This is a genomic window from Hydrogenophaga sp. UC242_50, assembly GCF_042697355.1.
Taxonomy (GTDB): domain Bacteria; phylum Pseudomonadota; class Gammaproteobacteria; order Burkholderiales; family Burkholderiaceae_C; genus Hydrogenophaga.
Genome location: NZ_CP170553.1, coordinates 503,278 through 522,102 on the forward strand (window position 1 = coordinate 503,278; position 18,825 = coordinate 522,102).

Annotated in this window: 15 protein-coding genes; 8 read left to right on the forward strand and 7 right to left on the reverse strand. The window is 64.6% G+C overall.

What is annotated here, in order from left to right:
• The first annotated feature begins 7 nt into the window (after positions 1-7).
• From ACFJGX_RS02655 to ACFJGX_RS02670, 4 genes are read left to right on the forward strand one after another with little or no spacing between them, the layout of a single operon-like run.
• Complete coding sequence (locus tag ACFJGX_RS02655) at positions 8-1,873, forward strand: acyltransferase family protein (RefSeq protein WP_382322811.1); 1,866 nt, start codon at positions 8-10, stop codon at positions 1,871-1,873.
• Between the two features lie 6 nt (positions 1,874-1,879).
• Positions 1,880-2,458 (forward strand): UDP-2-acetamido-3-amino-2,3-dideoxy-D-glucuronate N-acetyltransferase, encoded by a 579-nt coding sequence (gene wbpD / locus ACFJGX_RS02660; RefSeq protein WP_382322810.1) that lies wholly within the window; start codon positions 1,880-1,882, stop codon positions 2,456-2,458.
• Positions 2,459-2,481: 23 nt separating this feature from the next.
• On the forward strand, positions 2,482-3,573 hold the full coding sequence (locus tag ACFJGX_RS02665) for a DegT/DnrJ/EryC1/StrS family aminotransferase (protein WP_382322809.1): 1,092 nt from the start codon (positions 2,482-2,484) through the stop codon (positions 3,571-3,573).
• Positions 3,574-3,601: 28 nt separating this feature from the next.
• Positions 3,602-4,942: a lipopolysaccharide biosynthesis protein gene (locus ACFJGX_RS02670; RefSeq protein ID WP_382322808.1), complete on the forward strand. Its 1,341-nt coding sequence runs from the start codon at positions 3,602-3,604 to the stop codon at positions 4,940-4,942.
• A gap of 11 nt (positions 4,943-4,953) precedes the next feature.
• On the opposite strand, the gene ACFJGX_RS02675 is transcribed toward ACFJGX_RS02670, so the two are convergent.
• The 7 genes from ACFJGX_RS02675 to ACFJGX_RS02705 all read right to left on the reverse strand — a co-directional run bounded on the left by ACFJGX_RS02675 (position 4,954) and on the right by ACFJGX_RS02705 (position 15,064).
• Positions 4,954-6,159 (reverse strand): hypothetical protein, encoded by a 1,206-nt coding sequence (locus ACFJGX_RS02675; RefSeq protein ID WP_382322807.1) that lies wholly within the window; start codon positions 6,157-6,159, stop codon positions 4,954-4,956.
• Entirely contained in the window at positions 6,047-7,336 is a 1,290-nt protein-coding gene (locus ACFJGX_RS02680; protein ID WP_382322806.1) for an ArnT family glycosyltransferase, read from the reverse strand. Before ACFJGX_RS02680 ends, ACFJGX_RS02675 begins: the two co-directional genes overlap by 113 nt.
• A 242-nt stretch (positions 7,337-7,578) precedes the next feature.
• Positions 7,579-9,195 (reverse strand): hypothetical protein, encoded by a 1,617-nt coding sequence (locus tag ACFJGX_RS02685; RefSeq protein WP_382327669.1) that lies wholly within the window; start codon positions 9,193-9,195, stop codon positions 7,579-7,581.
• Between the two features lie 52 nt (positions 9,196-9,247).
• On the reverse strand, positions 9,248-10,690 hold the full coding sequence (locus ACFJGX_RS02690; RefSeq protein WP_382327671.1) for a hypothetical protein: 1,443 nt from the start codon (positions 10,688-10,690) through the stop codon (positions 9,248-9,250).
• Entirely contained in the window at positions 10,687-12,744 is a 2,058-nt protein-coding gene (locus ACFJGX_RS02695) for a glucosamine 6-phosphate synthetase (protein WP_382328588.1), read from the reverse strand. Before ACFJGX_RS02695 ends, ACFJGX_RS02690 begins: the two co-directional genes overlap by 4 nt.
• 2 nt (positions 12,745-12,746) lie before the next feature.
• A complete protein-coding gene (locus tag ACFJGX_RS02700; RefSeq protein WP_382322804.1) occupies positions 12,747-14,063 on the reverse strand; it encodes a lipopolysaccharide biosynthesis protein in 1,317 nt (438 codons plus the stop codon).
• Positions 14,064-14,068: 5 nt separating this feature from the next.
• Entirely contained in the window at positions 14,069-15,064 is a 996-nt protein-coding gene (locus tag ACFJGX_RS02705) for a glycosyltransferase family 2 protein (RefSeq protein WP_382322803.1), read from the reverse strand.
• A gap of 399 nt (positions 15,065-15,463) precedes the next feature.
• Here ACFJGX_RS02705 and ACFJGX_RS02710 point away from each other — a divergent pair, with 399 nt between their 5' ends.
• Genes ACFJGX_RS02710 through ACFJGX_RS02725 form a run of 4 tightly spaced genes read left to right on the forward strand, consistent with a single transcriptional unit; the run spans position 15,464 to position 18,812 of the window.
• Complete coding sequence (locus ACFJGX_RS02710) at positions 15,464-15,655, forward strand: hypothetical protein (protein ID WP_382322802.1); 192 nt, start codon at positions 15,464-15,466, stop codon at positions 15,653-15,655.
• 1 nt (position 15,656) lies between these two features.
• On the forward strand, positions 15,657-16,286 hold the full coding sequence (locus tag ACFJGX_RS02715) for a CatB-related O-acetyltransferase (RefSeq protein ID WP_382322801.1): 630 nt from the start codon (positions 15,657-15,659) through the stop codon (positions 16,284-16,286).
• Entirely contained in the window at positions 16,283-17,446 is a 1,164-nt protein-coding gene (locus tag ACFJGX_RS02720) for a glycosyltransferase family 4 protein (protein ID WP_382322800.1), read from the forward strand. Before ACFJGX_RS02715 ends, ACFJGX_RS02720 begins: the two co-directional genes overlap by 4 nt.
• 4 nt (positions 17,447-17,450) lie before the next feature.
• Positions 17,451-18,812 (forward strand): hypothetical protein, encoded by a 1,362-nt coding sequence (locus tag ACFJGX_RS02725; protein ID WP_382327673.1) that lies wholly within the window; start codon positions 17,451-17,453, stop codon positions 18,810-18,812.
• The last annotated feature ends 13 nt before the right edge of the window (positions 18,813-18,825 follow it).

An 18,825-nucleotide genomic window follows, 5' to 3' on the forward strand; every position in this document is an offset into this window, starting at 1 on the left:
CAAACCCATGTCCGCCCCCGCGCCGAGCCTGAGCACCCAGGACATCAGGCTCGACATCCAGGGATTGCGTGCGCTGGCCGTCCTGGCCGTGCTCGCCTTCCACCTCGACAAATCCTGGCTGCCCAGCGGATTCGTCGGGGTGGACATGTTTTTCGTGATATCGGGCTTCATCATCTCGAGCCTGCTGCTGAAAAACGAGGGGCGGATTTCCCTGTCCGGCTTCTACTGGAGCCGCGCCAAGCGAATCGTGCCGGCCTACGTGGTCACGCTGCTCGTGTGCGCGGTGGTGGCGGCCATCGTGTTCCTGCCACCCGACTTCGCGCTGTTCAAGCGCAGCCTGTCTTCGTCCCTGAAGTTCACCAGCAACCACTTCTTCTCGAACTTCAACGGCTATTTCACACCGGACGCCCATGAGCTGCCGCTGCTGCACACCTGGTCCCTGGCGATCGAGATGCAGTTCTACCTGCTGCTCCCGTTGTGCTTTGTCCTGCTGCGCCGGTCCACGCTCACGCCCTTGTTTCTGCTGCTGATCGTGGCGGGTCTGGCGTTTGCGCAATGGCAGCTGGCCGACCCGGTCAGCTCGCGCGACGCGTACTACTCGCTGATCGCACGGATGCCCGAATTCCTGCTGGGCTCCCTGATGGCGCTGCATGGCGTGGGCAACGGGTGGACCGCCCGGCAACGCGCAGGCGCCAGCCTCCTCGGCCTGGTCCTGATGCTGTCGTCATGGGTCTTCATTCCAGAACAGCATTTCCCGGGCCTGTGGAGCCTGTGGCCTTGCCTGGGCGTGATGCTGGTCATCGCGGGCCGCGCCGAAGGCCGGGCAACGGGCTGGCTGAAGTCGCCCGGGATGGTCTGGCTGGGGGGCCTGTCTTTCTCCCTGTACCTGTGGCACTGGCCCGTGCTGGCCTTCCTGCGCTACATCACCCAGGCCTATGAGCTCGCGCCCGTGCTGTGGCTCGCATTCGCGGCCATCACCTTGCTGCTCTCCTGGCTTTCGTGGTCGTTCATCGAGACGCCCGCGCGCCGACTCCAGTTCAGCCGCCAACGCTGGCCGCGCTGGTTGTTGCTGGGCGCCACAGTGGTGGCGATCCCGCTGATGACGGTCAATCGATTGAACGCCTCCATCGTTCATCCCATGACGCCGTCCACCCTTCGCTACGCCGACCCCAGCCAGATCTGCCATGAGCGCAAGGTGGGCGACTGCCTGCGGGGCATGCCGGGTGCGCCACCGCTGGCCCTGGTGCTGGGCGACAGCCACGCCGCGCAACTCAACCCGGCCTTTGACGTCGCCGGACGGGAGAAAGGTTTCGCCGTTCAGGTCGTCTCGGCCAGCAACTGCGTGCCGATCGATGGCTTCGACGTGGACAGGATTCCCGTCTACGACCGGCAGCCGTGCCAGGACCAGACCCGGTTCGTCAACGCTCTGCGGCCTGCGGTGCACACGGTCATCGTCGCCGGCATGTGGTCCCGACACGCGAACAGCCCGCAGTTCCTCAAGGCCCTGGAAGCGTTCTTCCAGGAGACGGCCCGCCAGCACCAGTCGGTCATCGTGCTGGCACAGGTCCCCATGCTGCAAGGCAATCCGGTGCGGTCGGTGCGGTTCAGCCAGCTCGGGCTGAACGCCCCCATCGCCTCATCGGCCGACGCAGAGGCCGCCAACGCGGCGATCCAGCAGCTGTCCCGGCCGTTCCCGCATGTCCGCTTCCTGAACTACGGCGCAACGGATTTTTTCCGGACCAAGCCGTTCCACGACAATCAGCTGATCTACATGGACCACCACCACCTGAACGAAGTGGGGTCCCGGGCGTACGGGCGCCTTTTCGCTGCAGAGATATATTCAGCCCTTCAAACACAGCCAACCCAGCGTTGATCCAGCATGAGCTACACCGTCCACCCCAGTGCGATCGTCGATGACGGTGCCGTCATCGGCGCAGGTTCGCGCGTCTGGCACTTCGTGCATGTCTGCGGTGGCGCGCGCATCGGCGCTGGCGTCTCGCTGGGGCAGAACGTGTTCGTCGGCAACCGGGTGTCGATCGGCGACCGCTGCAAGATCCAGAACAACGTGAGCGTCTATGACAACGTCACGCTGGAAGAAGGCGTCTTCTGCGGCCCCAGCATGGTGTTCACCAATGTGTACAACCCCAGGGCGCTGATCGAGCGCAAGAACGAGTACCGCGACACGCTGGTGCGGCGCGGCGCCACCCTGGGCGCCAACTGCACCATCGTCTGCGGTGTGACCGTCGGTGAATTCGCGCTGATCGGGGCCGGGGCGGTGGTGAACAAGAACGTGCCGGCCTACGCGCTGATGGTGGGCGTGCCCGCGCGCCAGATCGGCTGGTGCAGCCAGTACGGCGAGCAACTCGACCTCCCCCTGAGTGGCAACGCCAGCACCACCTGCTCGCACACCGGCCAACGCTACCTGCTGGTGGACGGTGTCTGCCAGCTCGCCCCCTGAACTTCACACCACGAGCCAATCCCATGGACTTCATCGACCTCAAATCCCAATACCAGCGCCTGAAGGCGGACATTGATGCGGGCATCCAGCGCGTGCTGGACCACGGGCAGTACATCCTGGGCCCCGAAGTGGGGGAGCTCGAAGAACGGTTGGCGGCCTACACCGGCGCCCGGCACTGCATCACGGTCGCCAACGGCACCGACGCGCTGCAGATCGCCCAGATGGCGCTGGGCATCGGCCCCGGCGACGAGGTGATCACACCCGGCTTCACCTACATCGCCACGGCCGAGACGGTGGCCCTGCTGCGCGCCAAGCCGGTCTATGTGGACATCGACGCGCGCACCTGCAACCTCGATCCGGCACAGCTCGAAGCCGCCATCACGCCGCGCACCAAGGCCATCATCCCGGTGAGCCTGTACGGCCAGTGCGCGGACTACGACGCCATCAACGCCATCGCCGCGCGCCACGGCATTCCGGTGATCGAGGACGCGGCACAGAGCTTCGGTGCGACCTACAAGGGACACAAGAGCTGCAACCTCACGACCATCGCCTGCGCCAGCTTCTTTCCCAGCAAGCCGCTGGGCTGCTACGGTGACGGCGGCGCCATCTTCACGAACGACGATGAACTCGCGCGGGTGATGCGACAGATCGCGCGCCATGGACAGGACCGCCGCTACCACCACATCCGCGTGGGGGTGAACAGCCGCCTGGACACCATCCAGGCCGCCGTGTTGCTGCCCAAGCTCGCCGTGCTGGACGCCGAGATCGCACAGCGGCAGGTGGTGGCGCAGCGCTATGCGCAGCTGCTGGCCCCGTCGAGCGCATTGACCACGCCCTGGGTGGAGCCGCACAACGTGTCGGCCTGGGCGCAGTACACCGTTCAGGTGAAGCAGCGAGACAGCGTGCAGGCCCGCCTCAACGCGTCGGGCATTCCCACGGCCGTCCACTACCCCATCCCGCTGAACCGCCAGCCTGCGGTGGCCGATGAGAGCGCCGTGCTGCCGGTGGGTGACGCCGTGGCCGAGGAGGTCATCAGCCTGCCCATGGGCCCGCACCTGTCGCAGGCCGATCAGGAGCGTGTCGCCGATTGCCTGCAAGCCCTGCAGGCCGCATGAATCGCGCGGCCACCCGCCGCCCCCTGGCATGAGCTTCCTGCGCTCCGTGGCGGTGTTGGTGGGCGGCACCGCAGTGGGACACGGCATCACGGCCGCCGCGTTGCCCGTGCTGTCCCGCCTCTACACCCCGGCGGACTTCAGCCTGCTGGCGGTCTTCGCCGGCCTGGTGTCGATCATTTCCGTGGTCGCCTGCCTGCGATTCGATGTGGCCGTCGCGCTGCCCGAAGAGGACGCCGAGGCCCTGCGGCTGCTCGCCCTGGCCCTTGGCGCGGCGCTCGCCTGCTCGGTGGTGGTGCTGATCGCGGTGCTGGTGGCGCCAGGCTGGATCGCGAACAAGCTGAACCAGCCCGGGCTGCAGACCTACCTGTGGCTGCTGCCCATCAGCGTGCTGCTGGGGGGTGGCTACAGTGCGCTGCAGATGTGGTTCGTGCGCGAGAAGGCATTCGGGCTGATCGCCCGGAGCCGTGTGGCGCAATCCACCGCCAGCGCGGGCACCCAGATCGGCTCCGGCGCCCTGGGCGTGGGCCCCGGCGGCCTCTTGTTCGGGCATGCGATGAACACCGGCGCAGCCTGTCTCTTCCTGGGCTACCGCCTGCTGGCAGGACACCCCGCCCGCGCTGCGTTCAAGCGCATGGCCTGGAGCGAGCTTCGCCAGACGTTCAAGCGCTACGACCGCTTTCCCAAATACTCCACCTTCGAAGCGCTGTGCAACAGCGCAGCCATCCACCTGCCCGTCATCATGATCGCGGCGCTCGCCGCGCCCAAGGAAGCCGGCTACCTCATGCTGGCGACCTATGTCATGCAGGCACCCATGGCCCTGGTCGGTGCGGCGGTGGGACAGGTCTACCTTGCCGGCGCCGCCAACAAGCACCGCCAGGGGCTGCTGGGCGAATTCACCGCGGAGGTGCTGGGCGGGCTGCTGAAAACCGGCACCGGCCCGCTGCTTGCGGTGGGCATCGTCTCGCCCGCGGTGTTCGGCCTCATTTTCGGTGCGGGTTGGGAACGCGCCGGCGTGCTCGTGGCCTGGATGACGCCCTGGTTCGTTCTGCAGTTTCTCAGCACACCGATCTCCATGGGGCTGCACGTCACCGGGCATCAGCGGCTGGCCTTCGCGCTGCAGCTGTTCGGCCTGGCGCTGCGGGTGAGCATGGTGTGGCTGGCGGTGTCGCTCTCCCCCGCCCACATCTCGGAGTGGTACGCGGTCTCCGGCTTCCTGTTCTACCTGCTGTACCTGCTCACCATCCTGTGGCGCACCGGCCTGGACTGGAGGCGCTTTCTCGAATCGAGCCGGCGTGCCCTGCCGGTGGGTCTGTTCTGGATCGCCCTGGCTGCCGCGTTCTTCTTCCTGGTGGCCGCGTTCCGGCCCTAGACCCCGGCGCCTCAGTGCGCGGGCTGGCCCTTCTTCAGCTGCCGCAGATCGGCATGCTCGAGCGTCAGCTGGGAGATGCCCAGACGCTGGACGGCGATTCGCACATAGCGGGCCCCCTCCATGACGCGAAACCGGCGCTGGAATGTCAGCCGGGGCACCTCCGGCGAAAGCGCGAAGTCACCCATCAGATCGCCCCGCCGCAGCTCGACATCCGGTGAACTCAGCTGGCTGATCCAGATGCGGATGAAGCCATCGCCCTCCACACCCAGCGTGATCGTGTATTCCCCGCCGGGCTCAACGGCGATCGGCTCGTTTCCCACAGGATCATGCGGCTGGCCGCCGCCGAGCTCCAGGGTGTGGCTGTAGCTGGCCGGCATGAAGATGGAGGAGGAGCCGTTGGAATACGGCAGGCCATCGACCTGCCGGCCCAGGCTCCGGACGGCCACCGACAGACGCCCCGTCCCCAGGCTGGGGTACTCGACCCAGGTCTTGCGGGACAGATCCATCGAACGCGGTGCCTCGCCTGGCGGGCCGTCAGGGTCCGCGGGCGCCAATCGATACAGCTGATGCGCGTAAACGTCGCGCACCAGGGTGGAAAGCCCGGGTTGGGCCAGCACCGACATCAAGGCGGAGTTGGAGACCGGCGGGATGAAGTAGTTCGGCACCTGGACATACTCGATGCCCAGTTCCTTCAGCTTCGACACGAACCGAACCGGGTCACGTTCACCGTAGACAGGCACCATTTTCGGGTCGAGGTAGCTGACCATTCGCCGGTCCGTGTAGAACATGTCAGCCGGACGGATCGCCAGCACCTTCCTGTCGGGGGGCACATCGGCATTCAGGTTTCTGGCGATCCCGATGCCCGGAATGTTCTCCGCCGGATCGTCGATGACCAGATCGCCGAGTTGGCCGAGGGCCCTGGGCGATTCGCCGGCGAACAACATGCCATAGACCTGCCGCGGCATGAAGTCGGACACCAGGGCTTTCAGGTTGAACAACTGGCCCCACTGCACCAGGTTGGCAAACAGCAGGAACACCGCCGCGTGAAAGGCCAGCGTGAGCGACAGGGTCAGCTTCGTGAGCCGCCGCTTGGCCGCACCGGCCTCATGGCCCGTCCACACCGGCCAGAACCGGGAGAGGATGTCCGTGCATCCGCAGGCCGCCACCACCGACACCGCGGGCACCATCACCAGTAGATAGCGGTCGTTCTTGACCATCAGGTCGGTCCCCAGGGCCAACGAGAGGAGCACGCCGGAAAAGTAGATGCCGCAGATGCAAAGGGAAACCAGGACCGGGCCCATCGGCTCCCACTGGCTTCGCGGCGCCTTGATGAGCTGGGTGAGCCAGCGGCGCAGTGTGCCGGAGAACAACAGGTACGCGCTGCGCCACCAACCCCATCCAGAACACCAGGCCGAAACTGCGTGGGCTGAGCAGGCCCTTGAGCACCCCATACTGCAGGCGCGTGCTCCAGTCGTAGATGGAGCGGGCGTACTTGAAGTAGCTGTCCCAGTCCAGGCTGGGCAAGGCGAACACCACCGGATTGTCCGAAATCAAGGAGCCGTAGATCGCCAGGTTGCGGCCATACGGAAAGGCGGCAACCACGGCGAGGGTCACCAGGGCCTTGAGCGCAAACACGGTGGAAGAACGCCACGCGCGCAGGCCGCCCGACACGATGACCGTGCCGATCAGGATGGGGATGTACAGAATGGCCTGGGAATGGGTCCACAAGGCCAGGCCCACCAGCAGACCGGTGTAAATCGGCGCGCTCTTTCGCTCCGGGTCGAAGCCGATGAGCGCCAGCATCATCAAGACTATGCCGGCCACCGGCAAAGCGTCGATGGCCGCCGTCTGCGCGCCCACCGACAGCAGTGGCGTGGTCACGAACAGCAAGGCCGCGATCCAGGCGGTGTGCGGCCCGTGCAAACGGCCCAGGGCAAACACCCCCCAGGCGGCCGTGAGCATGAACCAGGGCGCCAGGAACTTCATCAGCAGGGCCTGTTCCGCGTTCCCCTGCAGGACGTAGGTCAGATAGATCAGGCTGGTGTAGAGCGGCGGGTGGGTCCAGGGCGCGAAGAAGCCCGAGGCCGCCTGGTCGGTGTCGAGCAGCGGGTACACGCGCAGGCTCTGCGCCTCGTGGATGGCGCGCCCCACCAGGCCGTACTCCAGCGAGTCGTTTTCGGTCAGGGGAAGCGCCAGCGCCAGGTACAGCAGGCTGCCCACGCAGACCACCAGGGTCGCCGCCAGCAACCACCACAGGGGGCCACGGCGGGTCGGAACGTCCGCGGCACCTACCGGCGCCGGCCGAGGCGTCTTGCGCCACAACACCGCACCGATCAGCAGCAGCACGGCGCCGACGATGCCGACGTGAACGGTGGGCGGTGCGCCGTCGGCCACCAGGAGGGCTGCGCACGGTCACCAGCCCCAGCAGGAACGGCGCCAGCGCCGCCGCCAGAGGCCACCGAAGCCGGTGCGCGTGCACGGTGCTGCGCCACGGCATGGCGCGCGCCATGCCGCCCCCGACGAAGGTGGAGGCGACCACAAGCAGCGCCAACGCGCCCCAGGCTGGAAGGTGGTTCATCGGCGTCTCTGGCCTGCCCGCAACGACCCTGTCACCGCGCTCATCGCGCGAGCGGGCCTCATCGCTGCCCGTCCGGTGCCAGCCGCGCCAGGCTCCAGACCACGTTCGCCAGCTCCCAGGGTGAGGTCAACCGGGCGTACTCGTCTGCCACCTCGGGCTGCAGGTGGATGCGGCCCGTGTGCGCCGCCAGCGCCTGGTTGGCCAGGGGATACAACAAGCCCTTGCTGGTGAGCGCGGCCGCGGATTCCAGCGCCTTTGCGTGAACGGCCGGATCGGCCTGGCGGCTGACCGACAGCAGGGCCATCGCGTCGATGGTGCGAAACGAGATCCAGGCCTTGCCCTTGTCGCCCGGGTACTCGGGCTTGTTCTCAGAGACCTTGTCCGCCGAGGTCCAGCCATCGTGGGCGCGTCCCCACCAGTAGTCCCAGACACCCGTCGCGGGCAACTGCCCGCCTGGGGCGATGCGGTCCACGAAGTGCTGGACGATGTCGCGCGCCGCGGCCAGCGGCGCGGCGTCCGCCACCGGATCCGCGTTTTCAGCCACGGCATAGGCCCATTCATTCTGGTGGTTGAAGGGCACCGCCAGGCCGTCGAAATAGAACTTGCTGCCCTTGGGCCAGCGCAGATGGGCCCGCCCGGGCGCCAGCCATTGTTCGGTCTCACCCTGCCGCGCCAGGACTTCGATGTGGTCCTTCAGCGTCAGCACATCCCGCTTCAGGCTGTTGAAAGAAGCCAGGGGCAGCGCCCCGGGCACTTCGGATCGGTAGCGCTGGAACAGCAGCAGCAGGCGGGCGGTCTGCACGGCAAAAAGCGCCTGGCTGCGGTCCACCGTGAAAGCGCGCGTGCGGTAGCGGCCTGCGGCCTGGTGCCGGTCGATCAACGCGATTTCCAGATCCAGTCTCTGGCGCACGCCACTCACCAGCGGGCCGAAAACGCGTCGGGCACCATCGCTGCGGCGCGCCACGTCGAGCAGATCCAGCAGGCCGTTCAGGTAGTAGATCTGCGACCAGGGAATTCGCCCCTCGTCGTTGTTGATGCCGAACTCGAACCACCCACGGTGCTGCGCGGCAAGAAAGTCCCGCGCAAACAGCTGGCCCAGTTGTTCGGGCGAGCGCGCATGGTCGATCTGCAGGCGCCTCACCGACCAGGACAGTCCCCAGGGCACGCCGAGCGCGGGGTCCACGGTGGGCGCCTCCACACCGTGGGGCGCCACCACCTTGAAGCCGCGTGCGCCCGTGGCGCCGGCTTCGGCGGCAATGCACAGGTGCGCAGGCCCTCTTGGCGTGAGGGTGGACTCGATCACGTGGCGGCAGCCCTCCACGCGCCGCGCCGTCAGGCCGTTGGCGTCCACCTGGGCCTCGAGGGCGCCCCCCACGAGGTAAAGGCGGTCGCCCTGCGAGAGAAACCGCAAGGCCGGGATCATCTCGTAGGTCGAACCCGCGGGATCTTCCAGCGAAGGCAGCTTGATCGGCGTGGACATCCTGTCGGTGCACACCGTCGCCAGCGGCCAGCTCACCAGCCAGTTGGCGGAACCGGGGTTGTCGTAATAGACCACATACAGCCGCTCGCCATGCACCGTGGCTGCGCGCAGGATGGGGTTGGCCTCGGCACGGCCTTCGTGATGCACGGGCACCGAACACTCGGCGCGGCCGTCGGCACCGTACCGCTGGAGCATCAGCCGATCCGAGGGGAATTGCCTGAACAGCGCCAGGCGGGACGATGACGAGTCAAACCAGGCCAACGGAACACCCGGCTCGGGCAACTTCTGCGCCCCCCCTGCGGGCGAATGGACCACGGACATGACGTGCGGGTCCATTGTCACGGCCCCCATCGGCGCGCCCAGCAAAGGCAGGGCCGCCGATGCCGGGCTGACCACGGCTAGGTCGCGGTCCATGAGCCGGCGGGTGTTCTCCGACGCGTGCAGAGGACGGTCGGCCCCCGCCGTGGGAGCGACCGATTTCGTCAGCGCGCTCAGGCACGTCATGACACCGCGGTACAGATACGCCTCGTACTCGGCCACCGACAGCACTTCCTGGCCCTCGGTGCCCGCCGGGTACTTGGTGTACTGGCCCTGCTCGTTGCGGTACCTGGGCAGGATGGCCAGCATGGTGTCGCGCAGATCCGCCACGTAGGGCTCCGAACACACGAGGTGCAGCGCAAAGCCCAGGTCGTACGAGCGCGCGGGAATGGCGCACGTCGCGCCGGAACGATGGCCAGGCACGCACCGTCTCTCCGCCCACGGGGAAGTCCCGCAAATGGGCGAGCACGGCGAAACGGTCGAACTGCTCGCCCAACAGGCCTTCGTAGGCGATGTAGGTGCGAATGCCGTCAATGATGTAGCCCGCATGGGGCAGGTCGTTCGCCACCTCTTCCTGCACGGAATAGTTCCAGTACCAGCGCCCCTTCAGGGGCGAATTCTGGCGGTACTCCAGCAACGACCGCATGGTGTCGTCGGCCACGGTGCGCAACTGCATCTGGCGCACGGGGTCCTGCGTCTTGCGGCTGAACCGTTGCAGCTGCCCCGCCAGGTAGGCGGCGGGGTTGAAGGTGTCGTAGGGGCGGTCGGAGACCCGCAGCGAATAGGGCACCAGGCCACTGGGCGTGCGCATCGCCTTGTCCAGGTACGGCTGCAGCGAGCGATCGATGATGTCCATGATCTCGCGAGCGGGCGCATCGGCGTCGCGTTCACTCCACGTGAGCAGCGCATCGACCACGATCGCGGTCGAGATCGTGTACTCGGTGTTCGCCGGGTTGATCGAGCCGTCGCCATAGGCGTCCCATGCCACGGGGACGCCCCATCCGATCACGCCGTCGCCATTTTCATCCGCATGGTCCAGCAGCCATCGGCCCGCCGCCGCCGCCATGTTCCGGCTCTCCGGCTTCAAGCCGGCGTCCATCCGGTCGAGCTCGGCCAGCAGGACCATCGCATACGACTTGGGCACATCTTCGGCCGTGTTGCCCGGATAGTCCGTCGTGCCCCGGCCTGGGTGCGCGGGGTTGATGCGCTCGTGCAGATCCGCACCCAGCCGGCGAAGCTCGGCTTCCACCGCGGCTGGCGATGGCGCATCGGCGCTGCACGCTCCCAGGAAAGCGGTCATCAGGACGGCACCGCACAGTGCGGCGGCACGACACAAATTCCATCCAGACATGGCGCGGCTCGCGTGCTTCATCGGTGCAGTCCCAGGGTGTCAAGCGTGTTGATGCGCCGGATGGTGTCGTTGAAGTCCAGGTTGATGGTGTCCAGGTACCACCGCAGCGAAGGCACGCGGGGCCGGTTCTCCACCATGATCGACTCCATCGCCTGCGCGCGGGTGATCTGCCCCTCGCGGATCTGGTTGCTGCGAAAGGTGTCGAACTCGGTGAATCCTCGCGCCGTCATGTAGATGTAGTTGTAGAACGGCGCTGTGCCATCACCGATCCGCCATGTGCTCGGGGAATCGGGCGAGAGCTCCCACTCGTACTCGCCCAGCAACGTGCGATTGACCTCGTCCTCGTTCCAGATGAAGTGGTCGAACATGAAGTAGAAATCGTGCCGCGGCTCCACGTAGTAGGCGAGGAAAGCACCAAAGGTGTCTTGCAGCGAACTGTTGAGGTAGCGCGGGTTCTTCAAGAAACGCGTGGCGTAGTAGCCCGCCAGGCGCGCCTTGCGCCCCAGCGACAGGTAGTCCAGGCGCTTCTTCTCGAAGTCGGGCGACACGTTGCAGAAGCCGGACTTGAAGTCGGTGTTCTCCAGCGGGTTGGCGCACCAGAGATCGAGCTGGATGCCGGTCTGTCGCTTGAGTTCGTTGACGACCCGGAAAAAATGCTTGTCGCCTGCCATGAACAGCGGGACCATGCCCAGATCGGGCTGCTTGAGCCAGGCGCTGACGTTCTTGCGGATGTTGTCGCGCTTGGTCTTGATGTCGGCCGAGACCAGGATGTTCTGGATGCCCAGCTGACCGCACAAGCGGGCCACATTGCGGCGCGCCAGATCGGTCACCATGCCCCAGTCGTAGGTGAAGGTCACCGGCTTGAGCCCGAACTCCTTCTTGATCAGGTGCAGGCCGTAGCTGCTGTCGCGGCCACCGCTGAACGGCACGATCGCATCGGGGCCGGCCGTGTTGCGGCGGTAGCGCTCGAGGGACGCGATGAAGTTCTTGCGGGTCTCTTCCGGGTGCATGCCGGCGTAGCGGGGCCGGTAGCTGCGGCAGTAGTTGCACACCCCGTCGTGGTCGAAGGCGATGAAGGGAAAAGTCTCGGGCAGCACGCAGCGCGTGCACCGGCGCAAGGCCCGGACGCGGGCTTCACCGTAGCGGACCAGGGACTCGTCCGCCAGGCGGGTCAGCACACCCACCGGCTCGATGCGGCCGGTGAAACTGTCGTGGTGAACCGTGGGCGCGGCCGTCACGGCCACCGGGCGGCCTGGCTCACCCGCGTTCGATGTGTCCTGAAACAGCGCATGGCGCCGCGGTGCAGCAGTGCCGCCGACATCGAAGCACAACGCATGGCCGGCGCCCAGCCACTCGATGGCCTCGGCCTTCGGCAAGCCATCGTCCGGCCCCACCGCCCCAAGCACCTGTTCGAGGATGTACCGCTCGGAGGCGAACACCAACATTTGTGACTGCGGGTCCATGGCCAGGTAGATGTCGCCGGTGTTGGTGGCCAGGGTCACGAGAGGCAAGCCATCGTGCACCCACGCCATCGAGGCCGCCCCCTTGAGAGCGGCGTAGATGTGTTGTGTCGCCTGCGCGGGCTCTGCGCCCACCTTGAGGGCCGCATCCAGCATGGCGGCCAGCACCTCGGTGTCCACCTCGGCCTGGCGCTGGAGTTCGGGATGGGCCGCCCAGAGCGGGTCCACATTGACCACGATGCCATTGTGAATCACGCTGACGCGACCGGACCGCACCGGCTGGTTGTTCTGCGGCAAGGCCGCCGTGCCATTGGTGACGAGACGGGAATGGGCCAACAGCACCAGCGGTTCCTGCAACGCGGCACCGGTACCGAACGCGCCACCCAGTGCCGCCTTCATCGCATGGCGGAAAGGGTCCGTCTTGAGAAACTCGGCCGCAGACTGGGTCCCCTTGACGGTCCATGCCAGCCCCTTCGACGGCAGGAAGGCGTGCACGCCTGCGGACTCTTTCCCGCGGCTCTCCGACAACACGTAGAGACGGGACATCACCGATTCGACGGTGTCACGCTTTACCGGCGCATCCCGCTGAAGAAGAACTCCAAAAATGCCACACATGATCAGTTCCGAAAGGTGTTGGAAATTAGGTGCCAGCCGATCTTGCGACGAGCGAGTATGAAGAGGACGGCAATGCCGGTCACGTAGCTCAGGGCCGTGCCCATGGCCGCGCCCTCCAGCCCCCACAGCGGCAGAAGCCATGCGGCGCAGGCCACATTGACGCCAACGGCCATCAGCTGCTGGAGCGTCTGGTAGCCGGGGTGTCCGGACACCAGCATGAGGTTGTCGAAGGGTACCCAGGTGGCGATCAGGTTCAAACCGATCAACAGGATGATCAGCGAAGGCAGCCCTTCAGCCAGGCCCTTGCCGGGAACGATCCAGGCGTCGGCCACCCCATAGGCGGCCACCAGGCCCAGCGACAGGGTCAGCGTGGCGAGAACCGCATAACGCGCCGACAGCGAACGCAAGCTGCGCAGGCGGTTCCAGTCGCCCTGCTTGAGCGCGGCCACCAGCACGGGATTGAAGTTCAGGCGCACCATGGCGAGCACGTGGTAAGCCCCATCGACCAGCATGGCAGCGAAGCTGTAGATGCCCACCGCCCGGTCCGTGAGGAAAACGCCGATCATGAGCACGTCCACGCGCGAGTTCACCTCGGTGAACATGCCCGCCGGCAGGCTCTTGCTGCCGAACGCCAGGTGGCGCCGGCACCACGCCATCGAGAAGCGGGGCCACTGGCTCAAACGCGCCGCGCCGATGAAGATGAGCGCCGAGAGGCAGGTCACCGCCTCCGCCATCACGAACGACAGTGTCGCGGCCTCCGCGGGCCAGTCGGATGCGGCCACGAATGCCACGCCGACCATGACGAGGATGTAGCGCAGGGCCTGCAACACGGCATGGGCACGCATGCAGCGCAATGCGTTCAGATAGGCGAGCAACACCTTGTTGAGCGGAAAGAGCGCCAGGCCGGCCGCACTGAACGCCACGGCGGTGCCAGCGGCTTCGCTGCTGAACAACCGGGTGAACAGCGGTTGTGCCCACCACAGCATGCCGGCAGCCACACACCCGAACAGCAGCGCGCACAGCGCGGCCGTGCTCAACAGCCCCGTGCGCTCGCGCAGGTCATCGGCGTGGTAGGCGCCGTGGCGCAGCACGGAATAGTGCAGCCCCCAGGTCGCCACCTGCGATGCAACGATGTAGACCGCATAGGCCAGATTGAACACGCCCAGGGCAGCGGCATCGCGCAACGCCGTGATGATGACGTTGATGACGATGCCACTGACGGCCAGCACCGCGAAGCTGCACAGGCTGTACGCGATGTCCTGCGACAGCTTGTGCTGCCGCAGGCTGGTGACGATGCCCTGGACGAGCCCTTTCACCATGCGAGTCAGGCTGCGCGCTTGCGCGCCCTCACGTCCCGACTGCGCAGGGGCGGATTCAGGTGCTTGTTCTCTTCATAGTCAAACCACATGGCGAAGAACAGCGAGTTGAACCCGAGGGAGAAGGAGAACAGCCAGCTGAGGAATGTGATCTCGGGGATATGCCCCAGGCCGATCCAGAGCGCAATCAAGCGGATGAACATGATCGCGCTCAGGGCCACGCCAAAGAAGCCAAAGGCGTAGAAGAAGACCAGCGGATGGAAGTTGCGGATGACGTACTTCTCCTTCAGGCGCCAGAAGAAGAGCCTGACCAGAAGCGACCCGATGGTGAAGATCACCTTGCGCACGCGGATGCCCGACTTCTCGCCCACGTCGTACACCGGCTCGATCGGCACGTCGACAACCCGCATGCCCGCCACATTGAGCTTGACCAGCAGGTCGTTGGGCTGGCCGTAACGCTTGTACATGCGATCCCAGTCGATGGCCTCCAGGGCCTGGGCGTTGATCGCGGTGTACCCGGTCTGGGAATCCGCCACGTGCCAGTAGCCCGAAACGATCTTGGTGAGCAGCGACAGGATGGAGTTGCCAAAGAACCGGATCTTGGGGATCTTCTGGAAGGCTTCCCCCGTCACCAGTCGATTGCCCTTGGTGTAGTCGGCCTCATCGTCCACCACGGGATCCAGGATGGCGGGCAGGTCGGCCGGGTCCATCTGTCCGTCACCCGCCATCACCACCGCCACGTCGATGCCGTTGTCGCGCGACCACTTGTAGCCCGTGGCGATCGCTCCGCCCACGCCCTGATTCACCTCATGCTCGATGAGTTGAATGCGCCCGGTCGTGTACACGGCGTTGGCGCGCACCACCTCGGATGTCCGGTCCCGGCTGCGGTCGTTGACGATGACAATGTGGTCCACCCATTCCGGCATCGTGTCGATAACCCGATTGATCTGGGTTTCTTCATTGAACGCCGGTACGACAACACTGACCTTTTTGTTTCGGTACATAAGGTATTCAAGCAGGGAAAGTTGGAGGGAGAGGCCACTGGCCAGCGTGTCGTGCGAAAACCGCGGCACGTAGCAGGCAGCAAAGGGAAACAGTTGGTGACATGATGGACTCCCGGACGTGCCAGAGCATCAGGCCTCGCCGCGCTGGTTGCGCTTTCGTGGTTGTAATATGGGCCGTCTTCGCCGAGGAGGATCCGTCCCGGCGTTCATGATCTACTTCTTGGAGATAGGCACCACTCCCGCCTGGCATGACCAGCCTCCTCGAGGACGCCTGGGTCGTCAGGCGATAGTGGGTGGGGAATTGTAGCGGAGGCAGGTCTCCTTCTGAATTGGTGGTCGGGAAGTTACTGATGTTTCCAGCCGCTCTCGGAAGGCAATCGACCCCCCAGCGGCGGTAACATGCAGGCCGTCGACGAATTCACCCGTCTCCACAGGCAGCGCCAAAGTGTTACCTCTTCAGCACTTGTGACGCGCTTTTTTACCAATGACATCGTTTCTTTCAATTTGAAGGACGGCATCGCGCGCGAAGCGCGCATCGATCACACTGGCAGCCAGGGCACCCGCGCAATGACAAAGCGGTGCATTCCATGAAATGCCCACCCCCATCCACATGACAATCCAGCTGATCTACTCCAAGATTCTCAAGAAGATCCGGGGGAATGCCATTAGACGGTCCGCCATTGACCGCACGTCAAAGGTTGAATCTGGCAGCACGGTTTACGACTCGACAATCGACCGGCATTCCTTTTGCGGCTACGACTGTTCAATCCTGAATGGCGAAATCGGTGCGTTCTGCTCGATTGGCAACAGGGTGTCCATTGGCGGCGTGGCCCATCCGGCGGCATTTGTCTCCACCAGCCCCGTATTCCTGTCCCACAAAGACAGCGTGCAGGCCAAGTTCGCCCACCATGCGTTCCTGCCGGAGTTGAAAACCCGCATTGGCGATGACGTCTGGATTGGGGAGGGCGTCTTCATCAAGGCGGGCATTCAGATCGGGCACGGCGCCATCGTCGGCATGGGCAGTGTGGTGACCCGGGACGTCCCGCCGTATGCCATCGTCGCCGGCAATCCCGCCAGACTCATCCGGATGCGCTTCGAAGACAAGGTCGTTGCCGCGCTGCTGGACATGGCCTGGTGGGCTCTGCCTGAAGCGGAACTGCGCCGCGTGGCGGTCCATTTCAATGATCCCGAGCAGATGCTTCGCCACGAGGGCCGTCTGTGAAGATTGCCCATCTGTGCCTGTCCTGCTTTTATGTGGACGGGTTTTCGTACCAGGAGAACGAGCTCGTCCGCCAGCACGTCCTGGACGGTCATGACGTGGTGGTGATCGCCTCCACGGAGTCCTTCGGTCCCGATGGAGCGCTCAAGCATGTCCAGCCCGGCAGCTACATGGGAACCGATGGCGCCAGGGTCATCAGGCTCCCCTATCGACGCTGGATTCCGAAGATGCTGGCCCCCAAACTCAGGCTGCACCCGGATGTCCACCGGCTGCTGTCCGCCGAGCGCCCTGATGCGATCCTCTTCCACGGCCTCTGTGGCTGGGAACTGCTGACGGTGAGCCGCTACAAGCGCGCCCATCCGGACGTGGCCTTCTTCGCCGACAGCCACGAGGATTTCAACAACAGCGCCCGCTCCTTTCTGTCGCGGTACCTGCTTCACTGGAGCTACTACCGGACCATTCTGCATGCGGCCCTCCGCTCCATCGACAAGGTACTCTGCATTTCCGACGAAACCATCAGCTTCGTTCGGGACTTTTACCGCGTGCCTGTTGAGAAGATCGAGTTTTTCCCATTGGGCGGCAACGTGCTTCCCGACCAGGCCTATTTCGATGCCCGGGCCGCCACCCGGTCGGCCTACAACATCCTGGATACGCACACCTTGCTGGTGCAATCCGGAAAGATGGACGTCCACAAGAAATTGCTGCAATCCTTGCAGGCCTTTGTCCGGCAGCCCGATCCGGACCTGCGGTTTCTGGTGGTGGGCCATCTTCACGACGACATCGCGGCCGAGGCCATGAAGCTGATCGATGCCGACAGCCGGATTGTCTTCGCCGGTTGGAAATCTGCCGCCGATCTGCAATCGATCCTGTGTGCCGCGGACGTCTACGTACAGCCCGGCACGCAATCGGCCACCATGCAGATGAGCCTTTGCCTGCGCTGCGCGGTCATCCTGGACGATGTGCCGAGCCACCGGCGCTACGTGGGCCAGAACGGCTGGCTGATCGGCAAGGACCGGACACTCGATGCGGTGCTGGCGGAGATTTCTCGATCGCCGCAACAACTCAAAGCCATGGCCGAGCACTCCCACGCCTTCGCCATCAAGCACCTTGACTATCAAACCCTGGCCGACCGCATCACCCGCGCCGTCCCGCCATCGCATTAAACCCATGAGAACGATCGCAGCCTTGACCCCCTCACGATTTGCTGAATGCGCAAAAGCACCGAAACCATGGTTGTTCATTTTTTCGATGATTTTTGCGATCGTCATCCATAAAACCCACGCGGCCTACCTCTACCCTGAACACGCCTACCTGGGCTTCCCGTATGTGCCCATGGGGGTGCCGGAATGGGTGTTCATCGTCATTTCGGTCCTGCTGGTTGCATTTTCGCTGCCGCTGAATTTACTGCGACCCTCCGGCATCATTTCATTCATGATGTATGTCATCGTTTTTCTTCCCACGCTGGTGATCACATTGGCCACCGAAGAAGCGGCGCTGAAGAAATACGGAGTCAATCTGTCCGCGCTCACTGCCGGCTATTTGTTCCTGTTGCATGCCACCCAGAAATGGGGCGGCAGCGATGACAGAAATTCGACCGGCATTGCAGGTCGCAATTACGCTCTGTTGTTCACCGCCCTGCTCCTGATTTGCGCAGGATTCCTGTTGTACGCCTTTTGGGATACGATGAATTTTGTGGGCCTGGGTGGCACTTACGCGCAACGCGAAGCCGGCCGCAGCAGAAATCTTTTCGAAGCCTATGGGCAAACCTATCTGGCATTTGTCTTTGCCCCCGCCCTGCTTTCAATTGGCCTGATCCGGAAGAATCCCCTGTACATTGCGCTGGCATTGGGTGGCTTTTTCCTGATGTATTCCATCACGGCGGAGAGAACGGTGTTTCTGTTGCCGGTGGTCATGATCATGAGCTTCCTGGTGCTTCGCTCCCGGCTTTCGCACCCGACATTGATGCTCATCACGCTGATCGCCATTTCTGCGCTCTTCGTGTTCTCGATCACGTTTCGCGCCACCAGCACATTGGCCAACATGTTGTCGCTGTACTTGGTCTTCAGAACCTTCTCGGTCCCGGGCGCCATGCTCTGGCAGTACCAGGAGGTTTTTGCCGAGTATGGGTACACCTTCTGGAGCCATGTTCGCGGCATTGCCTCATTCGTGTCTTCGCCGGTTGCATTGGACGGTGATCAGCACTGGCCGCAGCTCGGGCGCATTGTTGCAAAGCATCTGCTGAATCTGGACATCAATTCAAACGCCAATCTGTTTGCATACGACGGGGTTGCCGGCGCGGGCGCATGGGGCATTCTCTTCATGTGCGCGCTCCTCACCCTGTGGCTCATTGCATTGGACCGGCTGTCCCGTGGATTTGAATCCTGCTTTCCCGCTCTGATTGCAATTCCATTGGGGCTGGTGCTGATCAATGGCCCATTCTTCACCGCCATGATGTCTTTCGGCGGCCTATTCTGGTTGTTTTTCTTCCTTTTCGCCCGCCGTGCCCAGGCGGGCCGAAAGATACAATAAGCGATGCCCTCCC

What these genes read in the sequence shown, in the direction of transcription:
- ACFJGX_RS02725 (WP_382327673.1), top strand. Translation starts at nt 17,451, where the DNA reads ATGAGAACGATCGCAGCCTTGACCCCCTCACGATTTGCTGAATGCGCA.
- ACFJGX_RS02710 (WP_382322802.1), top strand. Translation starts at nt 15,464, where the DNA reads ATGCAGGCCGTCGACGAATTCACCCGTCTCCACAGGCAGCGCCAAAGT.
- ACFJGX_RS02695 (WP_382328588.1), bottom strand. Translation starts at nt 12,744, where the DNA reads ATGTGTGGCATTTTTGGAGTTCTTCTTCAGCGGGATGCGCCGGTAAAG.
- ACFJGX_RS02665 (WP_382322809.1), top strand. Translation starts at nt 2,482, where the DNA reads ATGGACTTCATCGACCTCAAATCCCAATACCAGCGCCTGAAGGCGGAC.
- ACFJGX_RS02675 (WP_382322807.1), bottom strand. Translation starts at nt 6,159, where the DNA reads ATGGTCAAGAACGACCGCTATCTACTGGTGATGGTGCCCGCGGTGTCG.
- ACFJGX_RS02670 (WP_382322808.1), top strand. Translation starts at nt 3,602, where the DNA reads ATGAGCTTCCTGCGCTCCGTGGCGGTGTTGGTGGGCGGCACCGCAGTG.
- ACFJGX_RS02700 (WP_382322804.1), bottom strand. Translation starts at nt 14,063, where the DNA reads ATGGTGAAAGGGCTCGTCCAGGGCATCGTCACCAGCCTGCGGCAGCAC.
- ACFJGX_RS02655 (WP_382322811.1), top strand. Translation starts at nt 8, where the DNA reads ATGTCCGCCCCCGCGCCGAGCCTGAGCACCCAGGACATCAGGCTCGAC.
- ACFJGX_RS02690 (WP_382327671.1), bottom strand. Translation starts at nt 10,690, where the DNA reads ATGAAGCACGCGAGCCGCGCCATGTCTGGATGGAATTTGTGTCGTGCC.
- ACFJGX_RS02685 (WP_382327669.1), bottom strand. Translation starts at nt 9,195, where the DNA reads ATGCTCCAGCGGTACGGTGCCGACGGCCGCGCCGAGTGTTCGGTGCCC.
- wbpD (WP_382322810.1), top strand. Translation starts at nt 1,880, where the DNA reads ATGAGCTACACCGTCCACCCCAGTGCGATCGTCGATGACGGTGCCGTC.
- ACFJGX_RS02715 (WP_382322801.1), top strand. Translation starts at nt 15,657, where the DNA reads ATGCCCACCCCCATCCACATGACAATCCAGCTGATCTACTCCAAGATT.
- ACFJGX_RS02705 (WP_382322803.1), bottom strand. Translation starts at nt 15,064, where the DNA reads ATGTACCGAAACAAAAAGGTCAGTGTTGTCGTACCGGCGTTCAATGAA.